Annotated in this window: 15 protein-coding genes; 3 read left to right on the plus strand and 12 right to left on the minus strand. The window is 32.3% G+C overall.

From position 1 onward, the window contains the following. Window positions 1-75: 75 nt before the first annotated feature. The 3 genes from ACW5YJ_RS11095 to ACW5YJ_RS11105 are packed head-to-tail and all read right to left on the minus strand — an operon-like array spanning window position 76 to window position 3364. A complete protein-coding gene (locus tag ACW5YJ_RS11095; protein ID WP_017722285.1) occupies window positions 76-1638 on the minus strand; it encodes a peptide chain release factor 3 in 1563 nt (520 codons plus the stop codon). A gap of 12 nt (window positions 1639-1650) precedes the next feature. Further along, window positions 1651-1890 (minus strand): YueH family protein, encoded by a 240-nt coding sequence (locus ACW5YJ_RS11100; protein WP_135092070.1) that lies wholly within the window; start codon window positions 1888-1890, stop codon window positions 1651-1653. After that, on the minus strand, window positions 1880-3364 hold the full coding sequence (locus ACW5YJ_RS11105; protein WP_017722287.1) for a UDP-N-acetylmuramoyl-L-alanyl-D-glutamate--L-lysine ligase: 1485 nt from the start codon (window positions 3362-3364) through the stop codon (window positions 1880-1882). The genes ACW5YJ_RS11100 and ACW5YJ_RS11105 overlap by 11 nt, the downstream gene beginning before the upstream one ends. Before the next feature lie 442 nt (window positions 3365-3806). Between ACW5YJ_RS11105 and ACW5YJ_RS11110 the strand changes: the two genes are divergently transcribed. Together ACW5YJ_RS11110 and ltaA are read left to right on the plus strand one after the other, a co-directional pair. Continuing rightward, window positions 3807-4982, plus strand: a complete 1176-nt coding sequence (locus ACW5YJ_RS11110) for a diglucosyl diacylglycerol synthase (protein ID WP_017722288.1) — start codon at window positions 3807-3809, stop codon at window positions 4980-4982. Next, on the plus strand, window positions 4960-6147 hold the full coding sequence (gene ltaA, locus ACW5YJ_RS11115) for a lipoteichoic acid biosynthesis MFS flippase LtaA (protein ID WP_017722289.1): 1188 nt from the start codon (window positions 4960-4962) through the stop codon (window positions 6145-6147). Before ACW5YJ_RS11110 ends, ltaA begins: the two co-directional genes overlap by 23 nt. 414 nt (window positions 6148-6561) lie before the next feature. On the opposite strand, the gene ACW5YJ_RS11120 is transcribed toward ltaA, so the two are convergent. The 3 genes from ACW5YJ_RS11120 to ACW5YJ_RS11130 form a co-directional block, all read right to left on the minus strand. Continuing rightward, on the minus strand, window positions 6562-7071 hold the full coding sequence (locus tag ACW5YJ_RS11120; RefSeq protein ID WP_017722290.1) for a YjcG family protein: 510 nt from the start codon (window positions 7069-7071) through the stop codon (window positions 6562-6564). An 85-nt stretch (window positions 7072-7156) separates the two neighbouring features. Then, window positions 7157-7903 carry an esterase family protein gene (locus ACW5YJ_RS11125; RefSeq protein WP_135092074.1) on the minus strand — a complete coding sequence of 249 codons (747 nt, stop codon included), beginning with the start codon at window positions 7901-7903 and terminating at the stop codon, window positions 7157-7159. A gap of 95 nt (window positions 7904-7998) precedes the next feature. Continuing rightward, the gene (locus ACW5YJ_RS11130; protein ID WP_107551732.1) at window positions 7999-9570 is read right to left on the minus strand and encodes an alanine/glycine:cation symporter family protein; all 1572 of its coding nucleotides are present in this window, start codon (window positions 9568-9570) and stop codon (window positions 7999-8001) included. 335 nt (window positions 9571-9905) lie between these two features. Between ACW5YJ_RS11130 and cozEa the strand changes: the two genes are divergently transcribed. Further along, window positions 9906-10991 carry a lipoteichoic acid biosynthesis protein CozEa gene (cozEa, locus tag ACW5YJ_RS11135; RefSeq protein WP_107551796.1) on the plus strand — a complete coding sequence of 362 codons (1086 nt, stop codon included), beginning with the start codon at window positions 9906-9908 and terminating at the stop codon, window positions 10989-10991. A 350-nt stretch (window positions 10992-11341) separates the two neighbouring features. Here the strand turns inward: cozEa and fabI are convergent, their stop codons facing one another. The 6 genes from fabI to ACW5YJ_RS11165 form a co-directional block, all read right to left on the minus strand. Then, complete coding sequence (gene fabI / locus ACW5YJ_RS11140) at window positions 11342-12112, minus strand: enoyl-ACP reductase FabI (protein WP_017722294.1); 771 nt, start codon at window positions 12110-12112, stop codon at window positions 11342-11344. Window positions 12113-12502: 390 nt separating this feature from the next. Beyond that, on the minus strand, window positions 12503-14347 hold the full coding sequence (locus tag ACW5YJ_RS11145) for a monovalent cation:proton antiporter family protein (protein ID WP_017722295.1): 1845 nt from the start codon (window positions 14345-14347) through the stop codon (window positions 12503-12505). 9 nt (window positions 14348-14356) lie between these two features. Further along, window positions 14357-15742: a magnesium transporter gene (gene mgtE / locus ACW5YJ_RS11150; protein WP_017722296.1), complete on the minus strand. Its 1386-nt coding sequence runs from the start codon at window positions 15740-15742 to the stop codon at window positions 14357-14359. Window positions 15743-15769: 27 nt separating this feature from the next. After that, the gene (locus ACW5YJ_RS11155) at window positions 15770-16624 is read right to left on the minus strand and encodes an RluA family pseudouridine synthase (RefSeq protein WP_457338175.1); all 855 of its coding nucleotides are present in this window, start codon (window positions 16622-16624) and stop codon (window positions 15770-15772) included. Then, window positions 16624-17433, minus strand: a complete 810-nt coding sequence (locus ACW5YJ_RS11160) for an NAD kinase (RefSeq protein WP_017722298.1) — start codon at window positions 17431-17433, stop codon at window positions 16624-16626. The genes ACW5YJ_RS11155 and ACW5YJ_RS11160 overlap by 1 nt, the downstream gene beginning before the upstream one ends. 11 nt (window positions 17434-17444) lie before the next feature. Beyond that, window positions 17445-18080, minus strand: coding sequence for a GTP diphosphokinase (locus ACW5YJ_RS11165; protein WP_017722299.1), 636 nt, complete (start codon window positions 18078-18080; stop codon window positions 17445-17447). Window position 18081 lies beyond the last annotated feature (1 nt).

Genomic DNA, 18081 nt, shown 5'->3' on the forward strand with positions numbered 1-18081 from the left:
TAGTTAAGTTACTCCCCTCTGACTACATAGTCATAGGTATTCTATTAATATGGTTATTATACACAAAAACAAAATTTATAACAATCCATATAATTTAATTTCTGGAAATTTCTCTTCAAACCATCTTGTAGCAAACTCATTTTCAAATAAAAATACATAATTATCATATACATCTTTTACTAGAATAGAACGTGTAGAACTCATCTTATCTTTGATGTCTTCTTCGTTTTCTATCCAGCGCGCAATTTTTTGACCAACTGGCTCCATAACAACATCTACATTATATTCATTTTTTAAACGATGTTCGAATACTTCAAACTGTAACTGTCCTACAGCACCGATGATAATTTGATTCGTGTGTAATGCTTTGTAATATTGGATTGCGCCTTCTTGAACTAATTGTTCAATACCTTTATGGAAATGTTTTTGCTTCATCACATTTTTGGCTGATACTTTCATAAATAATTCAGGTGTAAATTGCGGTAAATCTTGGAAACTAAATTTTTGATTACCACCAACTAGCGTATCACCAATTTGATAATTCCCTGTATCATATAGCCCGATAATATCACCAGCCACCGCGTGATTTACAGTTTCCTTATCGTCTGCCATAAATGACGTTGAACGAGTGATTTTTTGTTTTTTGTTTGTTCGTTGCAAGTTAACATCCATGCCACGTTCAAATGCGCCACTAACAACACGCATAAAAGCTATCCTATCTCTATGTTTCGGATCCATATTAGCTTGGATTTTAAATATAAAACCTGAAAAATCTAAATCAAACGGGCTTACTTCTATGTCTTCTTTTGTCTGACGTGCATTTGGCATAGGTGCGTGGTCTACATATGCATTCAAGAAATTTTGTACACCGAAGTTTGCTAACGCCGATCCAAAGAATACAGGCGTTAACTCACCATTTAATAATGCTTCATTATCAAAGTTTTCACCCGCTTCTTCAACTAACATAAGCTCATCAATTGCTTGTGCAAACGCGCTATCATTTTTCATTTCGTGATCTTCTTTAAGTTCATAGTCATCATCCAAATGTAAGATATTTTCTTCATCTCTAAATGGTTCAATTGTATGCGATTCTCTATCAATAATTCCGAAAAAGTTTTGCCCCATTCCAATTGGCCAATTCATTGGATATGTTTCTATATCTAATGTAGATTCAATTTCATCTAATAATTCAAATGGTTCTTTCCCTACTCTATCCAATTTATTGATAAACGTAAAAATAGGAATACCTCTCATTTTACAAACCTTAAACAGTTTTAATGTTTGTGGTTCAATTCCTTTTGCACAGTCTATAACCATAACTGCGCTATCTACTGCCATTAAAGTTCTGTATGTGTCTTCAGAAAAATCTTCGTGACCCGGCGTATCTAAAATATTTATTTTGTAATGATCATAATCAAATTGCATTACTGAACTAGTCACAGAAATACCACGTTCCTGTTCAACTTTCATCCAGTCACTTGTAGCAAACTTCCCGCTTTTTTTACCTTTAACTGTACCTGCTTCTCTAATTGCACCACCAAATAATAATAATTTTTCTGTTAGTGTTGTTTTACCAGCATCTGGGTGAGAAATAATCGCAAAGGTTTTTCTTGATTCTACTTCTTCCTTTATATTCATTTATAATCTCCTTTAATTCTCAAATATCCATTTAACGATGTCATCAGCAAAATGTGATGCTGTTGACTCATCAAGTAATGTAAATAAGTGTATCACAAGTTCCTCTTTCATATCATCTTCATTTAAAGTTGATTCCACTTCTAATGACCAATTTATTTCAGGAATTGCTATAAGAAATAATTGCTTTATTACATTTTCATATATATACACATTAGCCTGAATGTCATTGAAGTTGATTTTTTTAACCTTCATGAGGACCTCCACCAAATTTTTTATAAGCCGCTTCTAATCCGATAAGGTCATCACGATGTGGCACTTTGATGTGGCCAGGCATAATTTGATATGGTTCTCGACCTTTTGAAGCTAATACCACAGTATCCCCTGGCTCAGCAATATCTATAGCATGTCTTATGCCATCAGCACGATCGTAAAATTCAATATAGTTATCATGCGTTGCACCTTTAGCTAATTCTTGTGTTAATTTCTTAGGATCATCATCTGCAGGATTATCAGGTGTAAAGATAACGTAATCTGCTCGGCATGCTACACGTCCCATTTCAGGTGTTTTAGTTAAATCACGTTCACCTGCCATACCACATAAGAAAATTAATTTTTGTTTGGCGAATGGCTTAACCGCATCAATTAATTTATCCATTCCATCTGCTGTATGTGCATAGTCTATAATTAGATCAATTGGTAATGAAGGATCTAATACTTCTAACCTGCCTTCTACAGGTTCTAAATTTTCAACAGCTTTTATAATTTCACCTAACTCAATGCCTTTACTCCACACAGCAATCATAGCAGCCATAATGTTAGAAACATTAAACAGACCAACATAAGGTGATTGGACCTGAAATTTTCCTTGAGGCGTATTAAAAATAAATTTAACACCTTGTAATGATTCTTCAATTTGTTCGGCTGTAAACTGGGCGTCATTTTTAACACCATAAGTGAATACCTCATATGGTGTTACTGAGCTAAGGTATTCTGAAAAAGCATCATCATTATTCAACACAACGTATTTATCTTGTGATAAATCTTCACCTAATTGGCTAAATAATAATGATTTAGCATGTCCATAGGATTCCATTGTTCCGTGAAAATCTAAATGATCTTGTGTTAAATTTGAAAAAATAGCTACATCAAAATCCACACCACGAAGGCGGCCTAAAGATAGACCATGACTAGATACTTCTAAAGTCATAGATTCAGCACCTGCTTCAACTGCTTCATTTATTTTCTTTGTTAATAATACCGTTTCAGGGGTTGTATTTGCCCCTTTTGATTTAACTTCATTTATTTGAAAGCCATTTGTTCCTAAGTAAGCACTACCTTTATTTAATTTTCTATAAATATGATGTATCATCGTAGCGATTGAAGTTTTACCATTTGTTCCTGTTACACCATATGTTATGAGTTGCTTACTAGGATAATCGAATAACATATTAACTAACAAACTTGCTACACGTAAAGTATCTGGGACAACGACTTGCGTTACATCTCCTACAACTTGTTGTTTGTGATTAACGATGATAACCTCACACCCCTGATTCACCACATCTTGGCAAAATCTATGACTGTCTACTGTATAACCTTTCGATGCTACAAATATACTACCTCGCTGTGCAGTACGAGAGTCTGTTGTTATATCTGTTATATTTCTATCTAACGTGCCGAAAACTTGTTTCACTCTAATTTTTTCAAACAACACATTTGCTTCCAACTTATATCGCTCCTTTATTTCCAATACTTCTATTATACACATTTCCCACTGTTTTTATAGAATCTAATGATTTGATATTTATAATTTCTTCCTATTGTATTAAGTTGATTAATCATTTAATTACGTTCAAGTACTATTTTACCTACATATTATAATCTTTATGGTTAAGAATATTAACAATACGTTGCGAAAATATTAATTCTTTCTATATATTTTGTTATTTGTAGAATATAAGCTTATTGTCTTGTCAAAAGTGGTATTATATAGATATATAACAACTTTATTTTAATAAATTTTAATTTCCTAATTTAGTATGAATCATTTCACAAGCGTTTGTAAAATGATATAATTAAAATTAATTGTGTATTTTTCTTTCACAACCTCAAGTAAATACGTTAAAATTATCTTGAGCTAAATATAAACTATTGGAGGGTGGCTTTTAATGGTTACTCAAAATAAAAAAATACTGATAATTACTGGATCTTTTGGTAACGGTCATTTACAAGTTACGCAAAGCGTAGTAAACCAATTTAACGAAATGAATCTAGACAATTTAACAGTTATTGAACATGATTTATTTTTAGAAGCTCACCCAATTCTGACTTCTATTTGTAAAAAATGGTACATTAATAGTTTTAAATATTTTAGAAATATGTATAAAGCTTTTTACTATAGTCAACCAGACCAATTAGATAAATGTTTCTATAAATACTATGGACTTAATAAATTAATGAATTTACTTTTAAAAGAAAAGCCAGATCTTATTTTACTAACTTTTCCAACACCGGTTATGTCTGTATTAACTGAACAATTTGATATGAACATACCTATTGCAACAGTAATGACAGACTATCGCATGCAAAAAAACTGGATTACGCCACATTCACATAAATATTATCTTGCTACAGAGGAATTAAAAGATGAATTTGCAAGTATTGGCATTCCTCGAAATAAGTTGAAAGTAACAGGAATCCCTATTTCAGATAAATTCGAAGCGGATATCAATCAAGAAGATTGGTTACGTCAAAATAATTTAGATCCTAACAAACCTACTATATTAATGTCTGCAGGTGCATTTGGGGTTTCAAAAGGGTTCGGCCAAATGATTCAAGAAATTTTAAACAGAAGCCCACATGCACAAGTAGTTATGATATGTGGTAAAAATAAAGACTTAAAACGTTCATTATCTAGTCAATTCAAAGCTAACAATAACGTAATAATTTTAGGTTACACTACACACATGAACGAATGGATGGCTTCAAGTCACTTGATGATTACAAAACCAGGTGGTATCACGATATCAGAAGCATTAACACGTCAAATACCAATGATTTTCTTAGATCCCGCACCTGGCCAAGAACTTGAGAATGCAGTTTATTTTGAAGAAAAAGGATTTGGTAGCATAGCACTTACACCTGAGGCAGCAATAGAGCAAGTTGCTTCATTAACAAATGAGCCAGCTAAATTAGCTGCAATGTCACAAGCAATGGATTCTTCCAGAATCCCATATTCAACATACAAATTATGCAAAGACTTATTAGACTTACTTAATCATTCATCTCGATATGAGGAAGTTTACGGAAAGGTTCCTTTATATGCAAAGCTCTTCGTTAAATAATTATGGTACAAATAAAAATTTTATAATCATGCTAATCATCTTATTCTTAATGGAATTCGCTCGAGGAATGTATATTTTAAGTTATTTATCATTACTTCCAACAGCAACCTCAATCGCGGTAGGTATAACATCTATCGCTATTTCTATACATTTTATTTCAGATGCAGCAACAAACTTTGTTATTGGTTTCTTACTTAAACGCTTAGGTGCAAAATTAGTACTAACGTTAGGGTTTTTACTTGCTTTTGTTAGTTTATTTTTGGTTATTTGGTTCCCTACTGCACCAATAGTATTAATCATCAGTGCGGTCTTGCTAGGTATTGCTGTAAGCCCTATATGGGTCATCATGTTAGCAAGTGTTGATGAAAAAAATCGTGGTAAACAAATGGGTTACGTGTACTTCTCATGGTTACTAGGATTGCTAGTAGGTATGGTAGGCATGAATATTATATTTAAATTTCATCCGACACAATTTGCGTTTTTAATGTCACTAGTTGTATTAATTGCTTGGATATTATATTATTTCGTAAAAATTAGACTCACAAATTATAATACTCGACCTGTTAAACAGCAATTAGGTCAAATAGTAAATGTCACAAAGCGACATTTAATTCTTTTTCCAGGCATTTTACTACAAGGTGCTTCAATTACTGCTCTTGTTCCAATACTACCTACATATGCGACAAAAGTTGTTGGTGTTTCAACAGTTGAATATACAATGGCAATCGTATTTGGCGGTATTGGCTGTGCGTTTTCAATGTTGTTCTTATCTAAGGTAATTGATAATCATGGCACATTATTTATGTACAGTGTAATATTTAGTGGTTTTGTACTATATACACTCATGATATTTGCTTTATCGCTAATTACAGAAATCACATTGGTTTGGATACTAGCAGTATTTATAGGTCTCATGTATGGTATCTTACTACCGGCTTGGAACACATTTATGGCGAGTCATATACATTCGGATGAACAAGAAGAAACTTGGGGCGTATTCAATAGTGTGCAAGGCTTTGGATCTATGGTCGGCCCCCTTGTTGGTGGTTTAATCACTGAGTTTTCAAATTCAGTAAATAACACATTTTACTTTTCAGCGTTTGTGTTCTTATTCCTTGCTGTCTTTTACGGCATCTATTTTATCAAACGTAAAAAGCACGTTTAAAGCGTTTATAAACTTTAATATTTATAGAAAAGTTATATCAGCCATACTTAAGTTATTATTTAAAAATAACATTAGTAAACCTCAAATATGCATGTAGACATAACTTATAATAACTCAAAAATTTACAAAATAAGACACACAATATATCTAGTTAAAAAAGCGTCAATTTCTATTGAAAATATAGATAAATTGACGTTTTTTTATTTTCCTAAAAATTTTACCATGCCATGCTTAAGATGGTAGACATTTCCCAAATCATACTATTTTAAATATAAAAGAGAGCTAATCTAAAATGATTAGCTCTCTCTTATTTCGGAGGTGCGCATTTATTCTCACAACTCTATATCTTCTTATGTCTAATCATGATGCATTCAGACAATAATCAAAATGGAACACGTTTATGATGGAACACGTTTATGCTAAATTAAAGTTTTCTAAAACTTTCCATTTATCTTCTTTTTCATCATAATAAACTAAAGAAAGTTGCTCAATAGTTTCTTTGTAGTCAATCCCCGCTAGCTTCAATTGTCCATAAATATCTTCAAATTCTTGACTCGTCAATCCTTGGGCAATAGTAAAATGTGGTACAAACGAATGATCTGCAACCCCATAAAAATCGCCTTTGTTAAATTGATTAAATAAGTTTTCTAAAGTTTCTGTTTTTTCAACTTTAAAATAAATAACATTTGTTATCGGCGCAAAATTAGATGCTTTTGTTGCATGAACATCAACCGTTGGAATGCCTTCGATTCTTGATTTAATTGTCTCTTTTACAGACTCTAAATCACCATCGTTTATTTTAAATTGCCCCTTTATCGTAATATGCGGCATAATAGATGCATAATGAGCATCATAACGCTTACGATATGCATTCACTTCATCTTGAAATGCTTTTGACGGAATTAATGCCAATCCTAAAATCATTTAAATTCCTCCTTTGTTTAACATAATTACATTATAGCAAATTTCTGAAAAATTCGTTACTCTAAAGTCAATTTATTTCAGAATATTAAAATGAAATATTATCAGATAAAAAATATTTTAACATTTCATCAAGTAAATATTGCCATGATTTCCACCTATGGCCTCCTTCAAATTCTAAATAGTGATACGTAAAATCATTTGCTTTAATAATTGAATTTAATTCACGATTCGGTGTTAAAAAATCTGCAGTTTTACCTGTGGTAGGTAACTTAAAATCCCCTTCTTCTAATCCTACCGCATGCCAAATAGATAGCTGCTCTTTAAATTGGCAACGTTCAATTAATGTCTGGATAGCCTCATCATGTTGCGGACTTAATAAGCCCACCTGACTAAATACACGCGGATATGATAATGCAGTAATTAAAGCAACACTACCAGCTAAACTATCCCCTAATAGCACACGTGCATTTCCTACTTTAAACGTTGGGAATGTCTTATCTATAAATGGTAATATTTCATTAGCCATAGCTTTCACAGTCAATGGTGTACGAGCGCCTTGTGGATGAAATTCTGCTCTTCTTTTATCAACATCTTCATAGTGAAAACCTACAAAAATTGCTCGCTCAATTTCATTGGTCTCTCTTAACTTTTCATAAGTACGATGGATTTTGCCAAAAGCAAAAAAGTCTGCCCCATCAAAGCAAAAAACAACTTTATATTTAAATAATTCTGTAAAATCCTTAGGTAAATAGATAGATAATGTCACATCTCTATCTAAAATCTCGCTAGGAAAATTAATCTTATTGATATTTCCTGGTTGAAAGTCATACATAAACAATGCGCCCCCTAGTAGTCTTATAGACATTGTACCAAGAGACGCATGATTTTAAAATATTTCAACTTAATTTTTACAAATTGAATGATACGTTAATCATCAATTTTTTCTTCTTTTAGTCGCTGTGGATAATCTTTCAGCCAGAAAATAGCATTAGGTACTTTACTAGGATCTGGTCTGTAAATTGCTCGTTTACCTGATCCAAGTTTTTTCTTTTGCTTTTCATAATCTTTCAGAGCATTGATTGCTGGCTTATGTAGTATCCAAATAGCAATAATATTTAACCATGCCATCATACCTACACCCAAATCGCCCATCATCCATGCCAAATCTGCAGTTTTAACTGCGCCATATACTGTCGCTAAAATTAAAACGATTCTTATAATATTAATATATACAAAAGTGGTTTTCTTCGAACTTCTTCTAGTTAAGTAAGTAATATTGGTTTCAGCAATATAATAGTATGCCAGTATTGTTGTAAAGGCAAAGAAGAATAATGCAATTGCAATAAAGTATGAGCCAAATCCTGAGAAAGTCGGATCAAAGTGATAACCGCTACCATGGAATGCTTTATCAATACCAGCTTGTGCATACATTGCTGTACCTGAATAATCTTTATCACCATTGGACATTTCTACAAATATACCATTATCTTTAATCATACTCGCTTTACCGTCTGACATGGAACCACCATCAGTAACATTATACGTACCCGAAAGTAAAATAATTAAAGCGGTTGCTGTACAAACAAATAATGTATCTATATAAACTGAAAATGATTGCACTAACCCTTGTTTAGCTGGATGAGATACTTCTGCTGCCGAGGCAGCATGTGGGCCTGTACCTTGTCCTGCTTCATTTGAATATAGTCCTCTTTTAACACCAATTTCAATCATAGCACCTACAATACCACCAAAAGCTGCTTCAAAACCAAATGCTGATTTAAATATTAAAGCAAATAGAGCAGGGACTTGTTCGATATTTAGAAATATAATTATAACTGCCATTAATATGTACGCAATTGCCATAAATGGAACTACTGCAGTTGCTGCATTTGCAATCCACTTTATACCTCCAAATATGATTAATCCAATTAAGACCGCCAAGAATATTGCTACTATCCATGGTTCTAAACTGAATGCATTTTTCATTGAGCTTGAAATCGCATTAGACTGCACACCTGGTAATAATAACCCCACTGATATAACAGTAACGATCGCAAATATTAAACCATATATCTTTCCTAATTTCCCCTTAATACCATATTCAATATAAAATGCTGGACCGCCTCGGTATTGCCCTTTCTCTTCACGCTTATAAATTTGTCCGAGTGTAGATTCAATAAATGCACTACCTGCGCCTAAAAATGCCGATGCCCACATCCAAAATATAGCACCGGGACCCCCAATAAATATAGCCGTCGAAACACCTACAATATTACCAGTACCTACTCTACCTGCTAAAGATAAAGCAATTGCTTGGAAACTAGATATACCTGTCGGTGATTTTTCCCCTTGAAACATTAGGCGTATCATTTCTTTAAAATGCCTAATTTGGAAAAAGCGCATCATAAATGAAAATAATATTCCTGTAAGCAATAAACCATAAACCAAAGGTTTGCTCCAAACGATATCATACAACCACGTAAGTAACCCCTCTAACATAACGTATCCCCCTTGTTGTACCATCATGTGAAATGATATATTTTTCATTATTATACACATATATAATATTCCGCGCAACGTATTCATTAAGTTATATTTTTCACAATTTATATATTATATTACAAAATTTATATTAAATATTTCAGATCACTTTATTCTTATAGATAAATAGTTTTACACTATTCATCACAAATTAGCCTATTTTATAGATATAACTTTCTATTTTTTTATAATTGCACCACAGAAATTATTGAATTCAATTTTCATCTTTTGTTCTTTGTTTATTTGAGATATACTAAATAGTACTTAAAAAAGAATTTAGGAGGAACTGTCCTATGCTAAATAAGGTTTGGTTTAGAACAGGCATTGCCTTATTAATCCTGTTTTTATTAATCAAATTAGTCATGGAAGTCCATAGTGTGTTTGTACCTTTTGTAATTATTATTCAATCTGTATTATTACCATTGTTATTAAGTGGCTTCTTGTTCTATATTTGCTTACCTTTTCAAAAAATACTAGAAAAAAATAAAGTCCCACGTTGGGCTAGTATTACAATTATCTTTATCGCTTTATTTATCATTATCGGTGTCATTATTAGGTTTATCGCACCACCTATTGCAGAACAAATTGAAAATTTAATCAATCAAATCCCAACATTACAACATGAAATTCAATATATTATCAATTTTGCTTTAGATCAAATGGAGAGATTACCTGCTGATGTAACAGATAGAATAAATAAAATGGTTCAATCTATGAGTGATAGTACTGCAGATATATTATCTAATTCATTTAGTTATTTAACTTCATTTATCTCAACACTATTTTTACTTATTATGGTGCCATTTTTCTTAATCTATATGTTAAAAGACCATGAACGTTTTATACCTTTTATTGCTAAACTATTTAAAGGTGATAGAAAAGTTTTTATTGTTGATTTATTAAAAGATTTAAATCATACAGTACAGTCTTATATTCAAGGTCAAGTAACAGTTAGTATTATTTTAGGTATTATCTTATATATCGGTTATTCAATTATTGGTTTGAATTACACATTATTATTAGTTATGTTTGCCTGTGTAGCTAATATGATTCCATTCCTTGGTCCATGGATGGCATTTGCTCCAGCAGCCATTATCGGAATTATTCAAAGTCCAACTACATTTATATGGGTATGTATTATCACATTAGTTGCTCAGCAATTAGAAGGTAACGTTATTACACCAAATGTTATGGGTAAATCTTTAAATATTCACCCACTAACAATAATTGTTGTCATCTTAGCTGCTGGTAATCTCGGTGGCTTTGGCCTAATACTTGTAGCTGTCCCACTTTACGCAGTAATAAAAACAATTGTACGTAATGTTTTCCAATATCGACAACAAATTATCGAAAAAGCTAATAGTGATGTTAAAAGATAGCTAAAAAAATAGCTTAGATACTATATCAGTGTTTAAATTTAGACACATTTATTAAAGCGCCTAGTCAATTTGTCTAGGTGCTTTAATTTTATATATTGAGGTCGTAATAAATGCATGTCCCGATTTCAATTTATCAATACAAAAAACCTCTAATACCAAGTATCAGAGGTTTCAGACCGCCGACAAAGTCCCCGACTTTGTTGGCAGTTTTTTTGCACGTTTTCTGCGAATACTGACTTAACCTATAGTGTTCGACTAGCGCTCTTTCCGCAGAAGTTCCCGCAAATCACTAGCCAATATTATAATATATAAATTAGACAATGTGATATTTATTTTGAGGTTTTACAATATTATTTAACGATATGATAACCGCTATCTACATGAATATTTTCTCCGGTAACACCGCTTGAAAAATCACTTAATAAATAAGCTGCAGTTTTACCAACTTCTTCTTGATCGACATTACGTTTTAACGGTGCACGTTCTGTGATTTCATTCAAAATTGAATTAAATCCGCCTACACCTTTTGCACTCAATGTACGGATAGGTCCAGCTGAAATCGCGTTAACACGGATATTTTCTTGTCCTAAATCTAATGCTAAATAACGAACATTTGCCTCTAAACTTGCTTTCGCAACACCCATCACATTATAATTTTGAACTGCGAATTCGCCACCTAAGTAAGTTGTAGCTACAATACTTCCACCTTCAGGCATAAGTTTTTTAGCTTCACGTGATACAAGTGTTAATGAATAAGAACTAATATCTTGTGCTAATAAGAAACCATCTCGTGATGTATCAATAAAGCGACCACGTAAATCTTCCATATTTGCAAATGCAATTGAATGGTAAACACCATCTATATTGCCAACTTCTTCTCCAATTTTAGCAAAACCATTTACTACATCTTCATCACTTTGAACATCAATTTGATACATATGATGCGTTTCTTGATTTAATTGTTCAACTAATTTTTCTAATTCTTTTTTACTACGGTCTTTACGGTATGTAAATACTAATTTTGCACCAAGTTGGTCCAATACTTTAGCTACGCCAAAACCAATACTACGTTTGTTTGCAATACCCATAATGACGAAAGTTTTATTTTCTAAATTTAACATGAAAATAGCTCCTTTATTTAAATTTTCATTTTTTAACTGGTTCGAATTCAGATGACACAGATATATACTTTTTTACTCGATACCAATATCAACATTCTTTATTTTAACATTGGTTATAATGAATAAACAATTTATTTTAATATCAATTGAACTTTTTATGCGTTTACATATCTAAAGTGAAATAATTATCCTATAAGGAGTATTATAAAAAGATTCGAACGTACGTTTATATTGAATTTTACAAGGAGTATCAAAAAATACTAATTTTTATCTTGTTTTAATATAGCGAAGGCTAAGGCATTACTTTATAATATGCCTCAGTCTTCGTTTTTAAATATATGATTAGTTAGATGATATGAGGTTTGAGTATCATTTACTGTCATAAGCAATTTAATAATAAAACTCTAATTCACGTTTCAATTCGTCGACGTATTCTTTAGAACCTGTAACAATAACGCGGTCTCTGTATCGGAGCTGAGTATCGCCATGTGGGACAATAGATTCATTATTTCTAATAATACGAACAAAGATAATATCCCCACCGAATGGGAAATTACGTAGTTGAATCTGGTCATATTGATGATTTAACATCGCAATTTCATACAATGACGTTTCGACATTACTTAACAAGTTAAGCATATTAGGTGTTTCTATTAAGCCTTTTAATAAAATCTTATTACTCATATAACTACTAAACACTTCAATACCTTCTCTTTGAAGAGTCTCGTCATTAGAACTAGATTCTAACCTACAAATAACTCGTTTTACACCATGAGCTTTTGCCATTAATGCTACTTTACGATTAATATCGTCATCGTTTGTCGAACATACAACAATATTACGCTCAAATAAACCAAGACGCTCAAGTAACCCTTCTTCATAATCTGCAATTTCAATCATTGAAATTGCATCAGATAATTTACGTTTGTCACTTAAATCATTTCGATAATAAAGAGAAACTTGATAAAGTTGTGAAGATAAATTTTGAGCAATTGGGATGGTTAGTTGGTTCTTTCCTATCAAACTTACTTCAATTTGTCTTGTCGCTTCATCTGGTATCGGGAACATTTTCTTAAAGATAATTGGTACAAATACACAAGTAATAACGGCACTTAATATCAAAATACCAGATATCTCTGATGAAATTGTACCAAGTTGTTCTGCAATTTTAGCAGAAGCAATTACTAATGATAATGTAGATGTTAGTAAAAATGCAGAAGAAATTGTAGTTTTCATATCAAACCATCTACGTATATAAAATACTGGTATCAGTTTAGATATTAGAAAAGCTAATATTAAAAACGGGATAATCAGCAATAATGCTGGTTCCTTAATCAACTCTGGGATATTTAAATCTACACCAACCATGATAAAGAAGATTGGAATAAAGAATCCATATCCAAACGAATCTAACTTTTCAACCATATCCTCATCTGGATTAAGAAGAGAAACTACAACTCCTGCTAAAAATGCGCCTAAAATATTTTCTGCACCAACACCTTCAGCTAAAGCCACTAACAATAAGATAAGTGCGAACACAGCACGTATGCCGATTTGAGTAGTACCATCCATTAATTTTTGTAAGAATTGTGCTTTCTTGAAGAAACCACCTAAAAAGTAAAAAACAATTGTAAATACCACTAAACTACCGATTAACCACAATGATGTATTGCCTGAAGCATGAAACGTACCATATGCTGTTAATAAGATCATTGTTACTAAGTCTGCTAGTACAGCGACTAACAAGATAAATTGTCCAATTGTCGTACGCATGATATTCATTTCTTTTAATGTTGGTACAACGACACCTAATGAAATCGTAGATATAATAATAACCATTAGTAAAACATCATCAATTAGGCCGAACCATTTGAACATGTATGCAAAGACAATAGATATAATCATAATAAACATAAATACAACTATGGCAAGCTGTAAATGACCTGGTTCTTGCTTTTTAACTTTTTCTTCTTTTTTAGTTGAACTTTTATCTCTTTTAAAAGCTTTAAAATCAATTTCTAAGCCACTTAAAAACATTAAGAATATAAAACCTAAAGTTGATAATATATTAAGTATTGAATCACGTTCGACTAAATTCAAAAAAGAATGGCCTATAATAATACCCATTAATATTTCAGCTACAACTATAGGTAAAAATGTAATCCTTAGTCTATTGACTATAATTGGTGTAAGAAATGCCGCTAAAACTACGACAACAAGTGATACAAATTCCATATAACCCCCTTATGTTAGGTAAGACATAAATGATGTTGCTAATCCAAAATAAATCAACATACTGACAATATCATTAATTGTAGTGATAAAAGGACCACTTGCAACTGCAGGGTCAATTTTTAATTTGTTCATCACTAACGGAATCATTGAACCTACTAATGTACCCACTGTCATCGCGATTGTTAAACTACTGCCTACAATGGTTGCTAAGATTGGTTGGCCATATAAGACCATAATAATGATAAATAACAAGATTGCACAGACCAACCCACTTAAAAATCCACTACCAGTTTCTCTTAATGCGACTTTAAATTTACTTTGTTCATCAATTTCACCTGTTGAAATATTACGAACAGAAACGGCAAGCGATTGTGTACCCGAGTTTCCAGACATCCCACTAATAATTGGAATAAATGCAGCTAATAATGCAACCTTTGATAATGTATCTTCAAATGATCCTAAAATTGTCGCGGTAATCATTCCTAAAAATGTAAGTATAATCAACCATGGCAATCTTTTTCTTGCAGTTTTAATTACAGAATCATTTGTAGCATCAACGTCTGATACACCGGCTAAACGAGAGTAGTCTTCACTTGCTTCTTCGTCCATAACGTCTAGAATATCATCAATCGTAATAATACCAAGTAAATGGTCTTGGTAGTCGACAACTGGCATTGCAATAAAATCATAGTCTCTCATTTTTTGAGCAACATCTTCTTGGTCATCGGCTGCATTTGCACTAATGACACGTTCACTCATGATATCTTCGATGTAAGCATCATTTTCAGCTACAATCAAATCTCTAAGTGAGAGCACGCCGGCTAGTTGTTTATCATCATTCACTGTAAAAATAACATAAATTGTTTCTGCATTAGGGGCTTGTTCTTTGACATGAATAAGCGCTTCTTTAACAGGCATTGTTGCTTTCAATGAGATATATTCAGTAGTCATGATACCACCGGCAGTATCTTCATCGTAATGTAATAATGCTTTAATTTCTTTAGCATCTTCACGCTTCATTAGTGTGAGGAGACTAACTGTTTTTTGTTTTGACAACTGATTCATAATATCTACGGCATTATCGTAAGACATGTCTTCTAAAATCTTACTAGCATAATTAGCATCCATCGTATCAAATAACGCTTCATATTCGTCTTCATCGATTTCTAATTGTTCAAAGAAATCGGCAACTTCTTCTGGCGATAGTACTTCAAAGATACGTTGTCGTATACCTTCATCACTATCTTCAAAGTATTCACTTTGTTCATATGTATGCATAGATAAGAATTCATCTCTAAATTCATCAATATGGTTATTAATCAACAAATCATCTAGCAATACTTTATCATATACTTGCTCATCCTCTAATGTAATTGATTCTTTTTCATTAGCCATTAGCCCCACCTCCATAGTTCTTTTAAATTATATCATATTAAATATAGTTTCAATCGTGTCATATCTATCGTTTATTATAATTTTTTGTTTTTTAATTGGGTGAATAAATGATATTTGGATACAACGTAATAATTGATGATGATAAGTTTCATCTTTACCGCCATATAAGTCATCACCTACTAAAGGATAACCAATATGTTGAAAATGCACACGTATTTGATGTGTTCTTCCTGTCAGCAAACTCACTTCACATAAAGTATGATTATTAGTATGTTCGAGTGCTTTATATTTAGTCTGTGAAGGCTTTCCTAAACTACTGACTTGACGCTGGATAATACTATCTGGATGTCTTGCGATAGGAGCATCAATTAAATCTTCACCGTCTAATCGCCCCTGACAAATACATAAATATTTTTTATCGATTTTAATTTGGCTCATTAAATGATGAATAAATCCATGCTTTGCCAACACAACAATGCCTGAAGTATTACGGTCTAAACGCGTAACAATGTGTGGGGTCAACGATAACTTTCTACCATTAAAATAACCCAACACTTGCTCTACTAAACTAAAATGTAAATGATCTCTAGAAGGTGCACAATTTTGTTGGGCAGATTTCGACACAATAATTAAATATGAATCTTCATATAAGATATTTAACCCGTCGTTATATGGTTTTAAGTTAGAGCTTGGGGTTTCATCACTTAAAAATACTTCCAAATTATCATTTATAGCTAATTGCTTTCTGACTGTAACTGGTTGTCCATTAACTAATAAAGCGCCATTATGCTTAATGGCGCTTATCGTCCGTTTTGAAAATTCTTGTTGTTGTAAAAATGTGCGAACCATTTCTGGCTGCTGTATTGTATAAGTAAATTTCATTACTCATCATCTCCACTTGAAATGAACGAGTCATGTACTCTTTTCCAAAACGGAAACGGTCTAAATCTAGCGAATCTAATCTTCTCATTAGCTACGCGATATTGTATCGCATTAACATTTTTGTGTTTTATACTAACGTGGTCAATCGTCGTTAAAATCGTATCATGATTAACTGGTGTTATTAAACACGTATGGTGTTTGGGCAATACTAAAGGAGAACCTACAGTTCTAAATACCCGGTTGTTTATTGATGCAATTTCAGCAATTTGCATTGCTTCTAATGACGGATGTATCAATGCGCCACCTAATGCCTTATTGTATGCTGTAGAACCTGATGGTGTAGAAATGCATAAACCATCACCTCTGAAGCGTTCAAATTGATTACCTCTAATATTCACATCAACAACTAAAGTAGAACCATTTTCAGTTTTCATAGTAGCTTCATTTAATGCTAAATGACGTGTCTCGTATCCGTTATCATTATAACGCACAATAATTTCTAACAAAGGATATTCAATGACTTGGAATTCAGAGTTATTAATCTCAATTATGAGTTTTTCAACTTCATGTGGCACCCAATCAGCATAAAAGCCTAAATGCCCTGTATGAACCCCTACAAACGCACAGCGAGATAGCATATGACTATACTGATGAAAAGCTTGTAACAGAGTTCCATCTCCCCCAACAGAAATAACGATTTCTGGATTATCTGGGTCTTCAACCATCTGGAAATCTTTCATATGGTTAATCATTTTATGCTTTAAAGCATTCGATTTTGAATCACCTTTAGATAAAATCGTATAACGCATCGTAACATCCCCTAGTCATTATTATGCTTTTTCGCACGCTTTTTAGAATAATATTTCTGAGCTTCTTGAATTTCTTCTTTAATTTCCGACATCTCTTCATCCAGCAAAAATGCCGCTTCTGCTGCTCTTTCCAATCGATGTTGAATCTCCGGTGGATAATCTCCATCATATTTATATCTCAAAGTATGTTCTATCGTTGCCCAAAAGTTCATTGCTAGCGTTCTAATTTGAATCTCTGCCAATATTTTCTTTTCCCCATTTAATGTTTCAATAGGATATTCAATAATGACATGGAATGAACGATAACCACTTTGTTTGGTATTACTAATGTAATCCCGTTCTTCTACAACTTTAAAATCTTGACGCTGTCTTAATAAATTAACCACAATATCAATATCATCAACAAATTGACACATTAAACGCAAACCGGCAATGTCATACATTTCTTCATGTAAACGATCAAAAGAAATTTGACGTTTATTAGCCTTATCAATAATGCTTGTCATAGGTTTGACTCGTCCTGTTACAAATTCTATAGGAGATGCATTATCTTCTACTTCATATTGTTTTCTAAGCCCTTTTAATTTAATTTTCAATTCGTCTACTGCTTGTTTATATGGAGATAAAAACTGATCCCATTGATTCATT

The organism is Staphylococcus sp. mip270_02 (assembly GCF_054031535.1).